At 33.4% G+C, this 18,653-nt stretch carries 12 protein-coding genes and 4 pseudogenes; 11 read left to right on the top strand and 5 right to left on the bottom strand.

The annotated features are described in order from the left end of the window. Positions 1–222 precede the first annotated feature (222 nt). The 4 genes from ACPWTF_RS05575 to ACPWTF_RS05590 all read left to right on the top strand — a co-directional run bounded on the left by ACPWTF_RS05575 (position 223) and on the right by ACPWTF_RS05590 (position 2,975). The gene (locus tag ACPWTF_RS05575; protein WP_427874742.1) at positions 223–1,410 is read left to right on the top strand and encodes an SRPBCC family protein; all 1,188 of its coding nucleotides are present in this window, start codon (positions 223–225) and stop codon (positions 1,408–1,410) included. Positions 1,411–1,489: 79 nt separating this feature from the next. Next, positions 1,490–2,032: an RNA polymerase sigma factor gene (locus ACPWTF_RS05580; protein ID WP_427874743.1), complete on the top strand. Its 543-nt coding sequence runs from the start codon at positions 1,490–1,492 to the stop codon at positions 2,030–2,032. A gap of 33 nt (positions 2,033–2,065) precedes the next feature. Then, positions 2,066–2,485 (top strand): hypothetical protein, encoded by a 420-nt coding sequence (locus tag ACPWTF_RS05585; RefSeq protein WP_427874744.1) that lies wholly within the window; start codon positions 2,066–2,068, stop codon positions 2,483–2,485. A gap of 31 nt (positions 2,486–2,516) precedes the next feature. Further along, positions 2,517–2,975 carry a sensor of ECF-type sigma factor gene (locus ACPWTF_RS05590; protein WP_248727686.1) on the top strand — a complete coding sequence of 153 codons (459 nt, stop codon included), beginning with the start codon at positions 2,517–2,519 and terminating at the stop codon, positions 2,973–2,975. Between the two features lie 71 nt (positions 2,976–3,046). On the opposite strand, the gene ACPWTF_RS05595 is transcribed toward ACPWTF_RS05590, so the two are convergent. Further along, a complete protein-coding gene (locus ACPWTF_RS05595) occupies positions 3,047–4,108 on the bottom strand; it encodes an oxidoreductase (RefSeq protein ID WP_427874745.1) in 1,062 nt (353 codons plus the stop codon). Between the two features lie 119 nt (positions 4,109–4,227). On the opposite strand from ACPWTF_RS05595, the gene ACPWTF_RS05600 reads away from it, so the two are divergent. The 4 genes and pseudogenes from ACPWTF_RS05600 to ACPWTF_RS05615 all read left to right on the top strand — a co-directional run bounded on the left by ACPWTF_RS05600 (position 4,228) and on the right by ACPWTF_RS05615 (position 9,545). Beyond that, complete coding sequence (locus ACPWTF_RS05600; protein ID WP_427874746.1) at positions 4,228–4,668, top strand: hypothetical protein; 441 nt, start codon at positions 4,228–4,230, stop codon at positions 4,666–4,668. Between the two features lie 107 nt (positions 4,669–4,775). Further along, the gene (locus tag ACPWTF_RS05605; protein ID WP_427874747.1) at positions 4,776–6,083 is read left to right on the top strand and encodes a hypothetical protein; all 1,308 of its coding nucleotides are present in this window, start codon (positions 4,776–4,778) and stop codon (positions 6,081–6,083) included. 132 nt (positions 6,084–6,215) lie between these two features. Continuing rightward, positions 6,216–8,194 (top strand): annotated as a pseudogene (locus ACPWTF_RS05610) (KUP/HAK/KT family potassium transporter). A gap of 136 nt (positions 8,195–8,330) precedes the next feature. After that, complete coding sequence (locus tag ACPWTF_RS05615) at positions 8,331–9,545, top strand: RsmB/NOP family class I SAM-dependent RNA methyltransferase (protein WP_095928938.1); 1,215 nt, start codon at positions 8,331–8,333, stop codon at positions 9,543–9,545. A 341-nt stretch (positions 9,546–9,886) separates the two neighbouring features. On the opposite strand, the gene ACPWTF_RS05620 is transcribed toward ACPWTF_RS05615, so the two are convergent. Both ACPWTF_RS05620 and ACPWTF_RS05625 read right to left on the bottom strand, forming a co-directional pair. Further along, positions 9,887–10,930 carry an AMP-binding protein gene (locus ACPWTF_RS05620; protein ID WP_427874749.1) on the bottom strand — a complete coding sequence of 348 codons (1,044 nt, stop codon included), beginning with the start codon at positions 10,928–10,930 and terminating at the stop codon, positions 9,887–9,889. Positions 10,931–10,934: 4 nt separating this feature from the next. Next, positions 10,935–11,869 (bottom strand): annotated as a pseudogene (locus ACPWTF_RS05625) (CPBP family intramembrane glutamic endopeptidase). A gap of 116 nt (positions 11,870–11,985) precedes the next feature. Here ACPWTF_RS05625 and arsC point away from each other — a divergent pair. Continuing rightward, complete coding sequence (gene arsC, locus ACPWTF_RS05630; protein ID WP_320492178.1) at positions 11,986–12,330, top strand: arsenate reductase (glutaredoxin); 345 nt, start codon at positions 11,986–11,988, stop codon at positions 12,328–12,330. Positions 12,331–12,421: 91 nt separating this feature from the next. Further along, positions 12,422–14,876 (top strand): annotated as a pseudogene (locus ACPWTF_RS05635) (TonB-dependent receptor domain-containing protein). Between the two features lie 409 nt (positions 14,877–15,285). On the opposite strand, the gene ACPWTF_RS05640 reads toward ACPWTF_RS05635, so the two are convergent. Continuing rightward, entirely contained in the window at positions 15,286–15,465 is a 180-nt protein-coding gene (locus ACPWTF_RS05640) for a hypothetical protein (protein WP_095928943.1), read from the bottom strand. A 363-nt stretch (positions 15,466–15,828) separates the two neighbouring features. Here ACPWTF_RS05640 and fumC point away from each other — a divergent pair. Continuing rightward, positions 15,829–17,212: pseudogene (fumC, locus tag ACPWTF_RS05645) on the top strand (class II fumarate hydratase). A gap of 131 nt (positions 17,213–17,343) precedes the next feature. Here the strand turns inward: fumC and ACPWTF_RS05650 are convergent. Continuing rightward, a complete protein-coding gene (locus ACPWTF_RS05650) occupies positions 17,344–18,546 on the bottom strand; it encodes an NAD(P)-dependent oxidoreductase (RefSeq protein WP_320492181.1) in 1,203 nt (400 codons plus the stop codon). Positions 18,547–18,653: the final 107 nt, after the last annotated feature.

Consider the following 18,653-nt stretch of genomic DNA (forward strand, 5'->3'; position numbering starts at 1 on the left):
ATATTTGCTTATCGAAAAGATTTAAAATTACACAAAGTCTTTTATAAAGGAAATTACAAAGTACTCCTTGCCTTTCTGCTTTTCATTGTCCTTTTGTTCGTAATTAAAATCTTTTTGAAACGATAAATTATTCTGCTCGCAATAAAATAAAACCTAATCATTATGGGTTATTAGTAAGAGTCATGATAAATTTATAACTTTACCGAAACCAAACAGCCTACCATGAAAATTCTAAAGTATTTATTTCTTTTTGCACTTTTAAGCTTTGTTGCTCTTACTGTTTTTGTTGCTACTCAAAAAGGAGATTTTTCTGTAGAAAGAAGTAAAGTCATCAATTCTCCTCGTACAACGGTTTATAACTACCTAAACGACTTTAGAAATTACGAAGATTTTGAATCATGGTCGGTTGAAGATCCTTCTATAAAAATGACATACACTAATAAAACTAGCGGAAATGGTGCGACATTTTATTGGGATGGTGCTGATGGAAAAGGAAATTCTATTATTCTTAAAACAAAAGATGGCGAAAGCATTGACCAAAAAATGCAGTTTGACGGTACTGAAGCTGATGTAAACTGGACTTTGAAAGATACTTTGAACGGTAAAACAAAAGTTACCTGGAAAGGAAAAGGAACAATGAGCTTTCTGTTTAAAATTTATACCGCATTACATGGAGGTTCAGACAGAGTTATCGGAACTATCTACGAAAAAAGTTTGGCTAATATTGACAAAAATTTAGATTACGAAACCAAAACTTACGCCGTTACAGTAGACGGAGTGGTTAAGAAAACAGAAACGCCTTATATAAAACAGACTTTTACTAGCGAAATTGCCAAAGTAAATAAAAATGCTAGGATTGTAATTCCGAAGCTTATTCACTTTAGTGAAACAAATGGTTTAGCAGCAAGCGGAAAACCATTCATTATTTATCATACCTACGACACTAAAACAGGTTTGGCAAAGATTTCAATCTGTCTACCTATTAATAAAGAAATTTCAACTAGTTCAGGAAGTGATATTTTAGCAGGAAAATTAAATGGTTTTGATGCTGTAAAAACAACTCTTAACGGAGATTACTCTCATAGAAACGAAGCAATTGCAAAAACAACGGCTTACATTAACAACCAAAAAATTATTCCAGATTTGAGCTGGTCTCATCTTGAAATCTTAACGTTGAGTAAATTGGATGTAAAAGCTTCATCCAAATTGGTGACTGAAATTTATTTGCCAATAAAACCAAAAGTAGTTCCTGTTACTGCTGAGCCGACTTATACTCCAGAAAGCACTAGCGAAACTACAAGCGAGCCACATACAGAACAACCACGTACAGAGCCTGTAAAACGCAAGCCAGCAGCACCAACTCCTGCTCCAGCGCAAACACCTGTACAAGAAGAAGACTCAGAATTTTAAATAATTTCAAAGGCGCATTAAACCTTTTACATTAAATTCTGTCTAACTTCTATTAAAGAAAGTTTACAAAACAAAAAGTTTGATAGACGAGAAAGAATTTATAAAAGAATTATTAAATCCCGAAACGCAAAATACTGCGTTTCAAAAACTCTTGTCTGATTATCAGAGACCTTTGTATTCTCATATTCGAAACATTGTTTTGAATCATGATGATGCCGACGATGTTTTACAGAACACTTTTGTAAAAGTCTTTCAAAATCTTAAAAACTTTAAAGGAGAAAGTAAACTTTTTTCCTGGATGTATCGCATTGCTACCAATGAAGCTTTGACTTTTTTATCGCAAAAAGCAAAATTAAGCGGAATTTCATCTGAAGATCTGCAGAATAAAACGATCGATAATTTAAAAGCAGATCTTTATTTTGATGGAGATGAAATTCAAATCAAACTTCAAAAAGCAATTGTAACTCTTCCAGAAAAACAACAATTAGTTTTCAAAATGAAATATTTTGAGGAATTGAAGTATGAAGAAATCGCAGAAATCTTAGGAACATCTGTTGGAGCTCTAAAAGCATCTTATCATCACGCAGTAAAAAAAATTGAATTATATGTTACATCAAATTAAACCTTTTGTAACAAAAACTATCTTATAAGTATCATGAAAACATTTAAATTAGAAAACGAACCCAAAATAAAATCTGGTTTTAAAACCCCGGACAATTATTTTGATCATTTTTCAGAGAAGGTTTTACAGCAATTAGACAAAAAAGAAGTTAAAGTAATTCCTTTTTACAAACGCAACAAAACCATTTCGCTAGCGGCCGCAGCAGTAATTGGTTTTGCATTATTAATACCGATCGTAAATAATTACAAAGCTAACTCAAACGAACTTGATGAAGCTACTTTAGAAACTTATTTATCTTATCACTCCAATATCAGCCAATACGATTTAATTCAAACCTTAGACGACAGTGATATAGAAAAATTAGGCAACAATGTCACTTTAGAAGACGAAACACTAGAAGACATTTTAGTCACAAGTCCGAACTTAGAACACTTAATTTCAGAACAAAATTAAATCAAACTTAACTCAACAACTTAGCTTAACAATGAAAATAAAAAACATTTTACCACTCCTGCTATTTCTGACAAGTTTTTCAATTTTTGCCCAAAGCGGAAAAATTGATGAAAAGCGAGAAAAAATTAAAGCTTTTAAAGTGTCATTTTTAACAACAGAATTGGAATTAACTTCGACTGAAGCAGAAAAATTCTGGCCTATTTATAATGCTTATGATGATAAGCAATATGAATTAAAGTATTTAAAAATGAAGACTTATCTGAAACAACTAAAAGATGATAATCTTAAAAATCTTTCAGATAAAGAAGCAGCAACGTTATTATCTCAAATTGAAAGTACTGATAAAGAAATATATCAGCTTCGTGAAAAATATATGAGCAGTCTGAAAAAAGTACTTCCTGCAAAGAAGATACTTTTACTTAAAAAATCGGAAGACGATTTTAATCGAAAACTATTGCAGCAATATCGAGATAAAGGCAATAAAGACTAGACTTAAAGAAACAACAGCGATAAGAACCCTATATAATAATACTTACTTTATTATTTAGGGTTCTTATTTTTTTATTTAAAATTCAATCGAACTACCTTATTATGTCCCGCTGCGATTGCAGTATTTCTGTTTACAAAACGAATGGTGAAGAATTTGGTATCTGTAGAAAGCTGCATCCAGTTTTCTCCTCCATTTTGAGAATATTGTATTCCTTCTGAGCCTACACAAACAATTTCTCTTCCATTGCCTCCTGGAACATATTGTATACATGACGCATAACCAAATCCCATATTCTGACCAATTAATTGCCAAGTCTTCCCGCCATCTTTTGTAAAAGCCTTATTATTGGCTTTATTATTAGGAAGATCATAATCTCCTCCTGCAATAAAACCTTGTTTAGAATCGTAGAAATCGGCAGTAAAAATTCCTGTCATTTGTTTTCCTTGTACAATAGGAGTTTCTACAACTTTCCACGTTTTTGCTTTATCTGGAGAATAAAAAACACGTGCTTTTTTTCCGCCCGAAACCAACCATGTATCATTTCCTTTTATAACAATATTGGTATTACTGGCTGCAAAAGCTGCTTCTCCAGTGCTATTTGTTGGTAATTTATCAGAAAGCAGTTTCGTCCAAGTTTCTCCGCCATCTCGAGTAACTATAATAGAAAAAGTATCCTCTGTTGGATCACCAATTGCAATTCCTTCCTTATCGTTCCAAAACTGCATGCTATCGTAAAATACTTTCGGATTAATTTCTTTATAAACCAATTTAACTTTTCGGTCATTTTTAGAAACTGAATAAAGAAGTGCCGGATTTGCCACGCTCAACAAAAAAATGTCTTTTGAAGTTTGTGCTATACTTCTAAATTCTAATTTAAGTGTATCACGATAAATATGTTCTTCAAATTTTTCTTTTTTATCCAAATCATAATAACCAAAACGAGAATTATCTGCCCCGTACCAAACTTTATTTTTATCAATAAGAATTGCCCTAATACTAATTCTGTCTTTGAATAATGTATCTATCGTCATTGATGTAAATCCACCGTTAAATGGAATTTCAGTTTTAAAATTAAATGTTGTAAAAGACATCAATAAAATAAAGATACCGCAAAATAAAGCAAGTTTTCTCATAGGAAATTTAAAATTTGGTTAACGCTAAAATACGATTATTTATAAAATTTCAAAATCATTCTATATTCTTTTCTGGCACAGTAATTGCTTTCCTACAAATAATATTTAACAAGTAAAATATGAAAAATATACTATCTATAGCTTTTTTTATACTATTAATAAATTCCATTAATGCACAAAAAGTAAATGTTTATGCTAAAAATTCTTATGTAGAAGATAATTTAGACCTAAATGCCGTTTCGATGATATTCTCTCAATCTGTAGATGCGGCAGATTTTGAAACAAGACTAAATTATCCTGATGAACGAATCTCAAACTTAGATTTAAATCATGATGGAAAAGTTGACTATTTAAGAGTTTCAGAAAAAATTCAAAACAATATTAAAATCATCATCATTCAATCAGAAATACAAACCAACATATTCGAAGATGTGGCTACCATTAATATTATCATGAATTCTAGAAATACAGGATACAATACCAATCCCGGAATTCGACCAAAAGATATTATTGTTCCATTTATATTTACAGTTTTGGACGTATTTCTCCACAGACGATAATAAAAAAATGCTGATAATCAATAAACTAAACCCATAATTATATTGAATAAATTTTATGGCACAGTAATTGGATATCTCAGAATATTAATCTTCAATATGATTTTATCATGAAAGCGAAAATACTTTTACTAGCCCTATTTGCATTAGGAATTAGTTCTTGCCAAGCCCAAGCTGGAGCTACTGTTTATGCAAAAAACTCAGATATAAGCGATAACTTAGATTTAAGAGCTGTTGCTTCGATGTTTGGAGAATCAGCTAACCTTCAAGATTTTGAAAGACGTTTAAATGATCCTAAATATCAAATATCAAACTTAGACCTTAATGGCGATAACGAAGTAGATTACCTTCGCGTTATTGAGAGTGTAGAGAACAGAACACACGTTGTGATTATTCAAGCCGTTTTAGATCGTGATGTTTATCAAGACATTGCAACTATCGATGTGGAGAGAGACAATTACAACAAAGTAAGTGTTCAGATTGTAGGAAACACTTATTTATACGGAGCAAATTATATTTATGAGCCCGTTTATAGCGTGGTTCCTGTTATCTATACTTCGTTTTGGGTAACAAATTACAGACCATATTATTCAACTTGGTACTGGGGTTATTATCCAACGTATTACACGGCGTGGACACCTTACCCTGTTTATAGATACAGAAACAACGTAAATGTATGCATCAATGTACACAATACCTACAATTATGTAAATGTGAGAAGAAGCTACAGAGCTCCTGCTATTTATGAAACAAGACGTACTTATGGTTACGAAAGAATGCGTCCGAATTATAGTTTTGCGGAAAGACATGCTAACACAACAAACCGATACGAATTAGATCAAAGACGTGTTGTAAGCAGAGAAAATAATAGAAATACGTACAATACAAACAGAAATTACAGTGGCAGATCAACATCTAACAATGGAGTTTCTAACAGAACATATGCTGATAACAGAAGCACTACAAATAGATCTTCTGTCGACAAAAGCAATAATGGCAATGGAAACAGCAACAGAGGCTACAATTCTACAGGTAGAAGCACTGAAAATGTAAATACTCAAAGAAGCGCAACTCGCGATTATTCTAATAGTACGAATAATACTCCAAGAGCTGAAAGCACTCCTAGAACACAAAATTCTCAGAGAGTAGATTACGGCAGCAACAATTCTTCTAGCGCATCAAGAGGTAGCTCAAGCCGTGAAGCATCTGCTCCAAGAGCTGAAAGAAGTTCAAGAAGTTACTCAGAAAATCAATCTAGCAGTTCAAATAGAGATTATTCAGCTAGACCGCAGCAAAGCCAACGTTCAGAATCTCCTAGAATGAGCCAGGAATCTTCTAGAGTAAGCCAAGAATCTAGAGGCGGACAAAGCCAAAGAGAAAGCGGCTCGAATTCTAGAGGAAACGGAAGACGAGGTTAATTTTCCAAATAAATAATATTCAAAAACAGAAGCACAATTTAACGATTGTGCTTTTTTTTATCTTTTTAATTTTAAATGCCTCTAATTTGTTTTAAAACAGTAAATTTGCAACCGTCTTTTTATAAAATTAACATGAGCGCATCGCATAAAAACTTACACAGTAAGTTGTCTATTGGGGGTTTATTAATTACTTTAGGGATTATTTATGGAGATATTGGAACCTCTCCATTGTATGTAATGAAGGCTATATTAGGCGATCACACGATAAATGCTGATATTGTTCTAGGCGGTATCTCTTGTGTGTTCTGAACCTTAACATTACAAACTACAATTAAATATGTACTTATTACTTTAAGTGCAGACAACCACGGTGAAGGAGGAATTTTTGCCCTATATGCATTAGTCAAAAAAACAAAAATTCAATGGCTCATAGTACCCGCCATTATTGGAGGTAGCGCCCTGCTCGCTGACGGAATTATAACTCCGCCTATTTCGATTTCATCTGCTGTAGAAGGAATTAGAGCGTTCTACCCGACGATGGAAACACAAACCATTGTGTATATCGTAATTACAATTTTATTCGTTTTATTCACCATTCAGCAGTTCGGAACTAAATTGGTTGGTAAATTCTTTGCCCCAATGATGCTGATCTGGTTTGCTATGCTAGGTACTTTAGGAACCATTCAGGTTCTGAATTATCCAGAGGTAATTAAAGCGATTAATCCTTACTATGCCTATCATTTATTATCGATACACCCTGATGGTTTCTTCGTTCTTGGTTTTGTATTCTTATGTACAACTGGAGCCGAGGCTTTATATTCTGACATGGGACACTGTGGAAGAAAAAACATCAGAATTAGCTGGATTTTTGTAAAAACTACTTTGGTTTTAAACTATTTCGGACAAGCAGCTTATTTGATTCACCATGAAGGAAGCACATTACAGCAATTAGGAGGCGAAAACGGAAATCCGTTTTACTTAATTATGCCACATTGGTTTTTACCATTCGGAATTGTAGTTGCAACTCTTGCTGCTGTAATCGCATCTCAGGCCTTATCTCTGGTTCGTTCACTTTAATTAACGAAGCAATGCGTCTGAATTTCTGGCCAAAAGTAAAAATCAAATATCCTACAGAGGTAAAAGGACAATTATATATTCCGTCAATTAACTGGTTATTGTTTTTTGGCTGTGTTGGAATCGTTTTACATTTCGAGAAATCAGGAAACATGGAACACGCCTATGGTCTTGCGATTATTTTGTGCATGATCATGACAACGATCCTCTTAAACTACTACTTAATCATGAAACGTGTAAAACTGTACTTCATGGTTCCGTTGATTACGATTTACTTATTGATTGAGTTCAGCTTCCTTTTCGCTAATATTACCAAATTTGCAGAAGGTGGTTACGTAACACTAATCATTGCCAGTATGCTAATTTCCGTAATGACAATTTGGTATTTGGCTAAGAAAATCAACAAAAACTATACAAAAGTCGTTAAGGTCGATGATTACAAACAAGTTTTGGTAGAGTTAAGCCAAGATTTATCTATTCCGAAATATGCTACGCATTTGGTTTATATGACAAATGCTAATCGTGTGGATGAACTAGAGGAAAAAATCATCTATTCTATCTTGCAAAAACGTCCAAAAAGAGCCGATATTTATTGGTTTGTTCACGTTAATATTTTGACTGAACCCTATAAAACGCAATATAAAGTAACCGAAATTGCTAAAGATGACATCTACAGAATTGACTTCAATTTAGGTTTTAGAGAGCCAACCAAAATCAATTTGATGTTTAGAGAAGTTATCAAAGACATGGTAAAACGTGGAGAAGTAGATATTACGAGCCGTTATGAATCTTTGAACAAAAACAATATTATTGGAGACTTTAAATTTGTATTGTCTGAGAAATTCTTATCAAACGATAATGATTTAAGATGGCATGAAAACATTATCATGAATTCTTACTTCTTTATCAAAAAACTGAGTTTGTCTGAAGAAAGAGCTTTCGGCTTGGACAGCAGCTCTGTTAAGATAGAAAAATTCCCAATGGTGCTTCATGCTCCAGAAAATATTGGATTAACGCGTATTATTTCGAAAGAATAAAAAGCTTAACAATAATTTCAAAAAACACTCTAATTTAGAGTGTTTTTTTCATTTAGTGAAAGTCTGAAGTAAGATTCAGTATTAAAAATTTAACTTTCAATCAATTAATAGTACCTTTGCAACTCAAATTATAGAAATGAGATTACACAGAAATTTAGTTTATACTACCATTGACTCTTTAAATGCAATTTTCAACGAAGGAGAATATGCTGATAAAGTGGTAGCAAGAGCATTAAAAAAAGACAAACGTTGGGGAAGTTCTGACAGGAAGTTTGTTGCTGAAACCATATACGAAATTGTTCGCTGGAAACGATTATACGCTGAAATTGCCGAAGTAAAAGAACCTTACGACAGAGACAATCTATGGAGAATGTTTGCCGTTTGGGCTGTTTTACGCGGTTATCCAATTCCAGATTGGAGACAATTGGAAGGAACTCCTGAAAGAAAAATAAAAGGACGTTTTGACGAATTATCTAAGACCAGAGCTATCAAAGAATCTATTCCAGATTGGATGGATGAATTGGGCGTGAAAGAACTTGGAGAAAAAGCTTGGGCAAAAGAAATTGCAGCGCAAAATCAGCCTGCAAAAGTTATTCTTAGAACCAATACTTTAAAAGGCACTAAAGAAAACCTTCGAAATACTTTAATGGATTTAAATATTGAAACAGAATATTTAAAAGATCAGCCAGAAGCTCTTGTTTTGAAAGAAAGAGCCAATGTATTTTTGACAGATGCTTTTAAGCAAGGACTTTTTGAAGTTCAGGATGCCAACTCTCAATTAGTTGCAGGATTTTTGGATGTAAAACCAGGAATGCGTGTAGTTGATACTTGCGCTGGCGCTGGAGGAAAAACATTGCACATGGCTTCTTTAATGGAAAATAAAGGGCAATTGATTGCAATGGACTTGTACGAAAGTAAATTAAAGCAATTGAAATTAAGAGCAAAAAGAAATGGTGCTTTTAATATCGAATACCGCATTATTGACAGCACAAAAGTGATCAAAAAATTACACGAAAAAGCAGATCGTGTTTTAATTGACGCACCTTGTAGCGGATTAGGAGTCTTAAAAAGAAACCCAGATTCTAAATGGAAATTACAACCTGAATTTATCGATAATATCCGTAAAGTTCAGAGCGAAGTTTTGGAAAGCTATTCTAAAATTGTAAAACCAGGCGGAAAATTGGTTTATGCAACTTGTTCTGTTCTCCCATCAGAAAATCAAGAGCAAGTAGAGAAGTTCTTAAAAACAGAAATCGGACAGCAATTTACTTTTATTGAAGATCGTAAAATGTTAGCCTCAGAATCTGGTTTTGACGGATTTTATATGGCGCTTTTGGAAAGAAAAAAATAAAAAGATAAATTCCAACCTTGGAATTACTTAATATTTAAAATCCCAAAATTTCAATCTTAGTTATTGAAATTTGGGATTTTTTATTTTCAGAGTTTTTCTATTACTAAAACAATGTTCTCACTTTTTTGTCATTTCGACGTAAGGAGAAATCTCCGCAAGTAGCTCCGTTCCAATAGGCAAATCTTTGTGGAGTTTCTAGCGAAGATTTCTCCTTACGTCGAAATGATAAGATTGCGAAAAGTTGGAATTTGGATTTTTTTTATATTAGCATAACACTTGAAGCTTTGGAATTTGGACTCGAGCGTTAGCGAACAGACGAAGCAATTTAAAAAATTGTAATTTCAATCCTGCAAGGTAGGTTTTCGTAACAACTTACCATTTTCGTTTTCTTTAAATTTTGAAACAAAAACTATTTCTTTTGGTTTTTCATATTTACCTAAAACATCAAAAAATTCAGGTTCAAAATCTTGTTTTTCTCCTTCGATAACCAAAACTAATTTTTCTCCTAAAGTGGTATCTGGAAGTCCTGTAACAAAAAACCTGCTGTTTATTTTTCCGATTAATTTCGCTTCAATCTGTTCTGGAATCAGCTTCACTCCTCCACTATTGATTACGTTGTCAATTCTGCCTAAAAATTTAAACTGCTGTTCATTCAACAATTCAACCAAATCATTAGTCACAATTGGTTCATCAGAAATCGTCGCAACATTAATTACCAAACATTGGCGATCGTCTTGAGAAATTTTCACATTTGGAAGAATCGAAAAAACAGAATCACCTAAACGTTTCGCTGCAATATGCGTAATAGTTTCAGTCATTCCGTATGTTTCATAGATTTCCGTTTTAAGTGGCAACAATTTCTCTTCTAAAGCCGAATCTAATTTAGCACCTCCAATAATCAACTTACGAACTTTTGAAAGTCCAGCAATAGAATTTTGAACTTGAAGCGGAACCATTGCTACAAAATCATAAGTCGTTGTATTTAATTCCAACGGATGAAGACTTGGCGAAACAACATCCAATTCTAAACCTAAAATTAAACTTCTTACCAGCATCATCTTTCCCGCAACAAACTGCGTCGGAAGACACAACAACGCTTTATCCCCTGGTTTTAAATCGAAAAAATCTCCCGTTGCAAGCGCCGACTGTATCATGGCTTGTTTTTTCAGCCTAACTAATTTTGGCAGGCCTGTTGTACCAGAAGTAGTCATTTCTATATAATCTTTTTTATCAAACCAATCCAAAAAGAACTCTCCTATTGATTGTTCGTAGGCATCTCCTTCTTTGATAAAACTATAAGCGATACGACACAGATCTTTTGCATTTAAATGATATCCATTTAATTTAAAATAATTGTGAACGTTATTTTGAGTTAAGTTTTGCATATTCTTAAGCTTTTAATTCGACATGTTTAATATTTCCCGTTAGCTTTTCTTTCCAATTTGTCCAACCGTATTTTTTACTAAAAATAAAAAGTAGAAGAGGATAAATAACCACAACTGGCAGAATAACATCGATTCCCGCCGAAGGTTCTGAAAGATCTTTAAATATAGAATTCGTTTGAAAAACAGTCCAATCTGATGTAACCAACAAAGCTCCCACAAGATTGTTTGCCTGCATGAAATCCAAGTGCAAGCTCCATTCCTTCATCCATCAAAGTTATCACTCCTAAAAACAATCCAGTTCCGATATAATAAATCATTATAATATTTCCCATTTTGCCAACTTCTGGATTGGTTACAGTGCATTGAACCGAATATAACAGAAGTCATCAGGAGCGGAAACCATCTGTTCTGCGCTAAATTGGCAAATCCTTGCATTAAATATCCTCTAAAAACATATTCTTCTGTAGTGGTTTGAATCGGAATTAAAATGCAACCTAAAATTACTAATATTAAAAAAGGAACCAATTTAAATTGCAATACAAATTGTTCTGGCGCTCTTAAATAGACAAATAAAAAACTAAGCAGTGAAAAAAATGTCCATACAAAAAAAGAAAACCAAATTCGTTTCCAATCTACTTTAGATCTAGAAGTGGTAACTGATAATAAGGTTTGATGATGAATAAATTTTACAACAAAATAAATTCCTGCAAACGCAAAAACAAACGAAATCATAACCAGAAAAAGTGTCGTATTCGACTCGAACATGTTCATAACACCCTCGTTAGTTGTTGGAAAAGCAATGTGCTCGGTAAATGTTTTATAAAACACAGCTGCTGTAATTGGAAGTTGGCCAACAAAAGACGCAGAAATAATAAAGACAAATCCTAAAAGATATTTCCAAAATTTATTTTCAGGTTTAATCCCTTGCTCTAAAAACATAAATTTAAAATTTTAAAAAATGAGAATTCAAATTCGATAAGTTAATCTTACTTTTGATATTGCTAAAATACCCCTTTTTTATTGTAAGAATATTTGAAACGTTTAAATATAACAAAATGATACAAATTTACCATAATCCGAGATGCGGAAAATCAAGAAACTGCCTAGCTTTTATCGAAAAATCGAACCAAGATTTTGAAATCATTCCTTACTTAACCGAAACTCCAACTTTTGATCAGTTAAAAACACTATTAGTACAGTTAAATCTTGAACCAATTCAGCTTATCAGAACCAAAGAAAAAATCTGGATTGAAAATTTTAAAGGTAAGACCTTGAGCAATGATGAGATCATTAATGCAATGGTAGAAAACCCTATCTTAATTGAACGTCCGATTGTTGTAAAAGACGGAAAAGCTATAATTGGCCGTGACCCAGAATTGGTTGCTTCTTTTTTAGATTGATTCTAAAATATCCTATTAACATTTTTTTGTGATTTCTCTCTTTAAACCAAAAACTACATTTGCCGTCTAAAGGAATAAAGAAAACCAGAAAATGAAAAAAATCAAATTTGCAGTATTACTTGTATTCTTGTTTACAAGTTTTTACAATTACTCTCAACAAGGAGGCCCAGGTGGCAAGAATAAAGTAAAAGTCACCGGGAAAGTTTTCGAGAAAGTAAGCAAACAGCCCTTAGAATATGCTACTATTTCAATTACTGCTCCAAACGATACAAAAGTTGTCGCTGGAGGCATCACAAATCCAAAAGGAGAGTTTGAGGTTGCTGTTGCGCCAGGAACTTACGATATTAAGGTTGAATTTATTTCGTTTAAATCAACTGAAATTAAGGGGAAAAGTATTCAGGATGACACCAATTTAGGCATAGTAAACCTATCTGAAGATGCGGCGCAGTTAAATGAGGTTGTTGTTCGTGCTGAAAAATCAACAGTTGAAATTAAACTAGACAAAAAAGTTTACAATGTTGGTCAAGATATGATTGTAAAAGGTGGAAGCGTGAGCGATGTATTAGACAACGTTCCATCTGTTTCTGTTGATACAGAAGGAAATGTAAGTTTAAGAGGAAGTGACAATATTCGCATTTTAATTGACGGAAGACCTTCCCAGGCTATAAACATGGCAGAAGCTTTAAGACAACTGCCTGCAGATGCAATTGATAAAGTAGAAGTTATTACCAATCCATCAGCACGTTATGATGCAGAAGGTGGTTCTGGAATTATCAATATTATTCTTAAAAAAGGTAAAAACCAAGGCTTCAACGGAACTTTTATTGCTTCAACAGGTTTACCAGAAACTTACGGTTTAAGTGCTAATTTGAACTATAAAACAGAAAAGTTAAACTATTTTACCACAGCTGGTTACAATTACAGAACTACAGAAGGTGCCGGACAAACAAATTCTGAATATTTAAATCCAGATGGCACAACAAAAAGTTTCTTAGACGAAGACCGCGATACACAACGTATTAGAAAAGGTTTTAACGGAAGAGCTGGCGTAGAATCGAGCAATTACCCCATCAACATTTTGGACGAATGCTATCAATTACCAAAAAAATTCTGGTGACGATAGAGATTTGATCAACTATTACAACTATGATGCTGCTCATAATTTTACAGGAACAACCTATCGTTTAAATAATGCCGATACTGGAAGTGAAAACTTTGAGTATACTTCAAACTTAATTAAAAATTTCAACGATAAAGGACATAAACTTACAGCAGATCTTTCTATTTCTAGAAATACAGATGATAGCCAAAGTACTATTGAAGATTCTCCTAGATTTGACACTACTTTAAACGATCAAATCCAGAAACAAGTTCTTTTTCAAACAGACTACGTATTGCCTTTAGGAAAAGGCGGTCAATTTGAAGCGGGCTATAAAGGAAGTTTTGGAGATCTAAATAACGTGTACTATGTAAAAGACGATACTGGTGCAGTAAATCCTAATTTATCAAATACATTAGAGTATAAAGAAAACATCAATGCACTTTATACACAATATGGTTTCAAAGTAAATAAATTCTCTTATTTATTTGGTTTAAGATGGGAAGACACAAACATCCAAGTTAACTTATTAGACAACAGCGATTTCAATACTAAAAAATACAACAACTTATTTCCAAGTGCTTTTGTTAGTTACGAAATCTCAGATCAGAGCAATTTCTCAGCTAGCTACAGTAAACGTTTAACTAGACCTAGAGGTCGTTTCATGAATCCTGCTGTAAACTATGCAAGTAACATTAATATCTTTCAAGGAAATCCAGACTTGGATCCTTCTTTAACTGATAAATATGACATAGGCTATATTAAAAAATGGAGTAAAGTAACTTTTAACACATCTGCCTATTTTGAAGACACAAAAGACGTTTTCAGCTTTGTACGATCTCCTACAGGTGATGAAGTTAATGGAATCCCAGTTATCAAAAGCCAGCCTATTAACTTAGGAAAAGAACAAAAATTTGGTTTCGAATTTACATTCAATTATACTCCATACAAATGGTGGAAACTAAACAGTAACTTCAACTTTTTTAACGTAAAAACAACTGGAGAACACAGTTACACAGACACACAAGGAAACGAGATTGTTCAAAATTTAGACAATCAGGCTAATTCTTGGTTTGCAAGAGTAAACTCTAAAGTAACGTTACCATACAAAATTGACTGGCAGTTAACAGCAATGTACAACGGAGAGCAAAAAACAGCTCAAGGTAAAAACTTAGGTCAATTCGGAATGAATACAGCTTTCAGTAAAGATGTTATGAAAGACAAAGGAACTATCGCATTCAATATTAGCGATGTTTTTAATTCAAGAAAAATGAGATCTTACACGTACTTAGACAATGTAAATTCTTATAGCGAATTCCAATTCCGTAAACGTCAGTTCAATTTATCATTCACTTACCGTTTTAACAAACCAAAAAGTGAAAGAGATAAAAACGCACAGCCAAGAAACGATGGTGGCGGAGAAGGCGGCGGAGAATTTCCGGGCTAACATCTGTTAAATTCCAATACAAAAAATTCCAAATTCCAATTATAATTGGGATTTGGAATTTTTTATTTTAAGCCTACTTCTTAGCTGTCTAACTTTGTCAAAGTTTAAAACTTTGACAAAGTTCTAAACGCAGAGTATTGGAATTTGGAATTTAGCCCTAATGGATGGTGAACACGAGAAATAAATCTCCATAAGAAACTCCTCAAAAAAGCCCAATCTTTGTCGAGCTACTTGCGAAGATTTCTCCCTTTGATCGAAATGACAAAAATGGGCAAACTAGATTTAGCTTAAAATTTTGGCAAAGTTCTAAACGCAAAATATTGGAATTTGAAATTTTCAGGATTGTAATTTCCTTTTTTTTTGCACAAAAAAAAAGAACCCTAGTGGGTTCTTTTCTTATGACATCAATCTAATATTTAATAGATTGTTCTTCTTGTCTTTTTCTGGCTCTTTTTTCTTTAATCATTTCCCAGCTTGCTCCCGTAACCCAATAAGATACGAAACCAACTAAGAAAAACATTAACCAAAACCCTATAGTTAGTATGGTTAAGAAAAGTAAAAAGCCTAAGTACTGTGAAAATTCAAACATGTTTTCCGGAATTTTTGAATGTTACGACAAATGTAGGGTATATATTTTTTCTCAGCAATAAAATCTAAATCAATTTTCGTTAAATAACATTTATACGTATATTTATACTCATTTTAAATAAGCTTTTTTTGAACTTGAAGTCCTTTGAAATAAAGAGCTCAGACAATTGTAATAATTTTCAGGAGCTATTCCTGCTGTCCGCTGTATTCCCGATAAACAAAAACTACGGCTAAAAAGCCTTGTTTTTCTAAATCGGGAGATGCCGCTACCATCAGGGCTAAAAGACTCATTTTCAAAAGAAACTTTTCATTTCACCTTTAGACATTTCACATTTTACAGAATAACATTTTTACAAACAACATAATGAAATACAGAATAGAAAAAGACACCATGGGCGAAGTTCAAGTCCCAGCCGATAAGTATTGGGGTGCACAAACAGAACGTTCCAGAAACAATTTCAAAATCTGACCATCGGCATCTATGCCTAAAGAAATCATTGAAGGTTTTGCTTACTTAAAAAAGAGCTGCTTACGCTAATTACGATTTAGGCGTTTTACCAATCGAAAAAAGAGATGCAATCGCTGCTGTTTGCGATGAAATTCTGGAAGGCAAACTAGATGATCAGTTTCCATTAGTAATTTGGCAAACAGGCTCGGGAACGCAAAGCAATATGAATGTGAACGAAGTAATTGCCAATCGCGCTCAAGTTCTTAAAGGTTTTGAAATTGGCGAAGGCGAACAATTCATTAAAGCCAATGACGATGTAAACAAATCACAATCATCAAACGATACTTTTCCAACCGGAATGCACATTGCGGCTTATAAAATGGTGGTCGAAACTACCATTCCTGGTGTAGAAAAACTTCACGCTACATTAGCAAAAAAAGCAGCTGAATACAAAGACGTAGTCAAAATCGGGCGTACACACTTAATGGATGCAACGCCATTAACTTTAGGTCAAGAAATTTCGGGTTATGCTGCTCAATTAGCCTTCGGATTAAAAGCATTAAAAAACACTTTAGCACATTTATCTGAAATAGCACTTGGAGGAACAGCTGTTGGAACTGGATTAAACACACCAAAAGGCTATGATGTAAAAGTAGCCGAGTATATTGCCCAATTTACAAATCATCCTTTTATAACGGCTGAAAACAAGTTTGAAGCACTTGCTGCACACGATGCTATTGTAGAAACACACGGAGCATTAAAACAATTGGCCGTTTCTTTAAATAAAATTGCTAATGATGTTAGAATGCTCGCTTCTGGTCCGCGTTCTGGAATTGGTGAAATTCATATTCCTGAAAATGAACCAGGTTCTTCAATCATGCCAGGAAAAGTAAACCCAACGCAATGCGAAGCTTTAACCATGGTTTGCGCTCAAGTTATTGGAAACGATATGGCAATTGCAGTTGGAGGCATGCAAGGTCATTATGAATTGAATGTTTTCAAACCTGTAATGGCAGCCAACTTTTTACAATCGGCACAATTATTAGGAGATGCTTGTGTTTCTTTTGATGAGCATTGCGCACAAGGAATCGAACCTAATCATAAAAGAATAAAAGAATTGGTAGATAATTCATTAATGCTAGTTACCGCTTTAAATACTAAAATCGGATATTACAAAGCGGCAGAAATTGCGCAAACCGCACACAAAAACGGAACTACTCTTAAAGAAGAAGCTGTTCGTTTAGGGTATGTAACTCCAGAAGATTTTGATGCTTGGGTGAAACCTGAGGAGATGGTTTAGTTTTTTTGTTTCATGTTTCATGTTTTGAAATACTTGACGAATAAAACCTAACTTAATTAAAAAAGGGAGAAAATTTAAAATTTTCTCCCTTTTTTAATAACGTGAAACCTGAAACTTGAAACAAAAAAAACTTATTTCCCGTCTACATAGTCTTGCAAATAACTAAATCTCTCCGTCAATTTTCCATTTTCTGTGATTTTGGCGCGTTTTAAGATTCCGTCTTTATCTCCGTTGAAGAAAGCTGGAATTACATGTTCCATAAACTGTTCTCCAAAACCTTCGCTCGCATCTTTCGGAATTTCGCATGGCAAATTATCTACCGCCATTACCGCAACTGCAGCAGGATGAAAAAAATCTACTTCACGATCTTCCAATGGAAAATATCCGTACAAGGGTTCTTCAATTGTCGAAGAGCGAATTGTACAAGCAATTGGTCCATTAACATCGCAAGAAATATCAGCTACAACTTTCAATTTGCAGTCGCTTGCATTCAGCATTTCTTTTGTTAAAATCATTGGCGCATTACTTGCATAAAAATGTCCGGCAAAATAAATATCAGAAACCTTCGTGAATCTTTCAAAATCAGATTCGTATTCCTCGGGATGATTCACAAAATCTGTAAAATCTAAAACCTGACCGTCTTTTCTTTTGTTATATTCCAAAACATCCAACTGCACATAAACCGCTTGAGCGTATTTTTTAGTCAGATAATTATCAATCGTAATTTCTTTTACTTTTATCGCATCCAAAATTTCTTTTGCTCCGCTCCCCACCTTTCCAGTTCCAGTAACTACAAATTTAAGAGCTGGCATTGTGATGCGTTTTAAATGCTTAATCAAATCTTCTTTTCCTGAAAGCGTCTCTGCTTTAGGAAGTTTGAACAATTCGAATTTAATTCCGAAAGCACGAATTCCGTTATAAACGCCAACCATTCCAGCGTATCTTCCAAAACCAATTAAACGACGATCATGTTCGTCTACAATTGTTTCGTGATCGTATAAATCGATATTCTTTTCTAAAATTGCCTGAAGCAATTTTCTGTTATGAGGCTGTTTTTTAATTGTATGAGAAAAAAAGAAATAGGCTTTATTAGGAATCAAATCGGCTACGGGAACTTCTTTTACTCCAAATAATACATCGCAGTCAGATACATCATCGGCAACGGTAATTCCCATATTTTTATAATCATCATCAGAAAATATTCTTATATCAGAACTCTCTACTTTTACAGAAGCATCGTGATAAAGCTGTTTTAACCTTGTCAATTCATTTGGAGAAAAAACGACTCTTCTATCTGGCGGATTTTTTCTCTCTTTTATGATTCCAAATTTCATTTAAACTGATTTTTTAATATTAAATAATATAACTTTTCGCAATGTATTTGTTTCAAATATAACAAATTTAGTTAAAATTTTGTTTCTAAAATTCAATTTAAAATGTT

It is taken from the genome of Flavobacterium sp. MMS24-S5 (genome assembly GCF_050320125.1).
GTDB lineage: Bacteria > Bacteroidota > Bacteroidia > Flavobacteriales > Flavobacteriaceae > Flavobacterium > Flavobacterium tyrosinilyticum.

Bases quoted from the DNA above. Each gene is read 5' to 3' on its own strand.
- ACPWTF_RS05575 (WP_427874742.1), top strand. From the start codon at position 223: ATGAAAATTCTAAAGTATTTATTTCTTTTTGCACTTTTAAGCTTTGTT.
- ACPWTF_RS05585 (WP_427874744.1), top strand. From the start codon at position 2,066: ATGAAAACATTTAAATTAGAAAACGAACCCAAAATAAAATCTGGTTTT.
- ACPWTF_RS05590 (WP_248727686.1), top strand. From the start codon at position 2,517: ATGAAAATAAAAAACATTTTACCACTCCTGCTATTTCTGACAAGTTTT.
- ACPWTF_RS05595 (WP_427874745.1), bottom strand. From the start codon at position 4,108: ATGAGAAAACTTGCTTTATTTTGCGGTATCTTTATTTTATTGATGTCT.
- ACPWTF_RS05600 (WP_427874746.1), top strand. From the start codon at position 4,228: ATGAAAAATATACTATCTATAGCTTTTTTTATACTATTAATAAATTCC.
- ACPWTF_RS05605 (WP_427874747.1), top strand. From the start codon at position 4,776: ATGAAAGCGAAAATACTTTTACTAGCCCTATTTGCATTAGGAATTAGT.
- ACPWTF_RS05615 (WP_095928938.1), top strand. From the start codon at position 8,331: ATGAGATTACACAGAAATTTAGTTTATACTACCATTGACTCTTTAAAT.
- ACPWTF_RS05620 (WP_427874749.1), bottom strand. From the start codon at position 10,930: ATGCAAAACTTAACTCAAAATAACGTTCACAATTATTTTAAATTAAAT.
- arsC (WP_320492178.1), top strand. From the start codon at position 11,986: ATGATACAAATTTACCATAATCCGAGATGCGGAAAATCAAGAAACTGC.
- ACPWTF_RS05640 (WP_095928943.1), bottom strand. From the start codon at position 15,465: ATGTTTGAATTTTCACAGTACTTAGGCTTTTTACTTTTCTTAACCATA.
- ACPWTF_RS05650 (WP_320492181.1), bottom strand. From the start codon at position 18,546: ATGAAATTTGGAATCATAAAAGAGAGAAAAAATCCGCCAGATAGAAGA.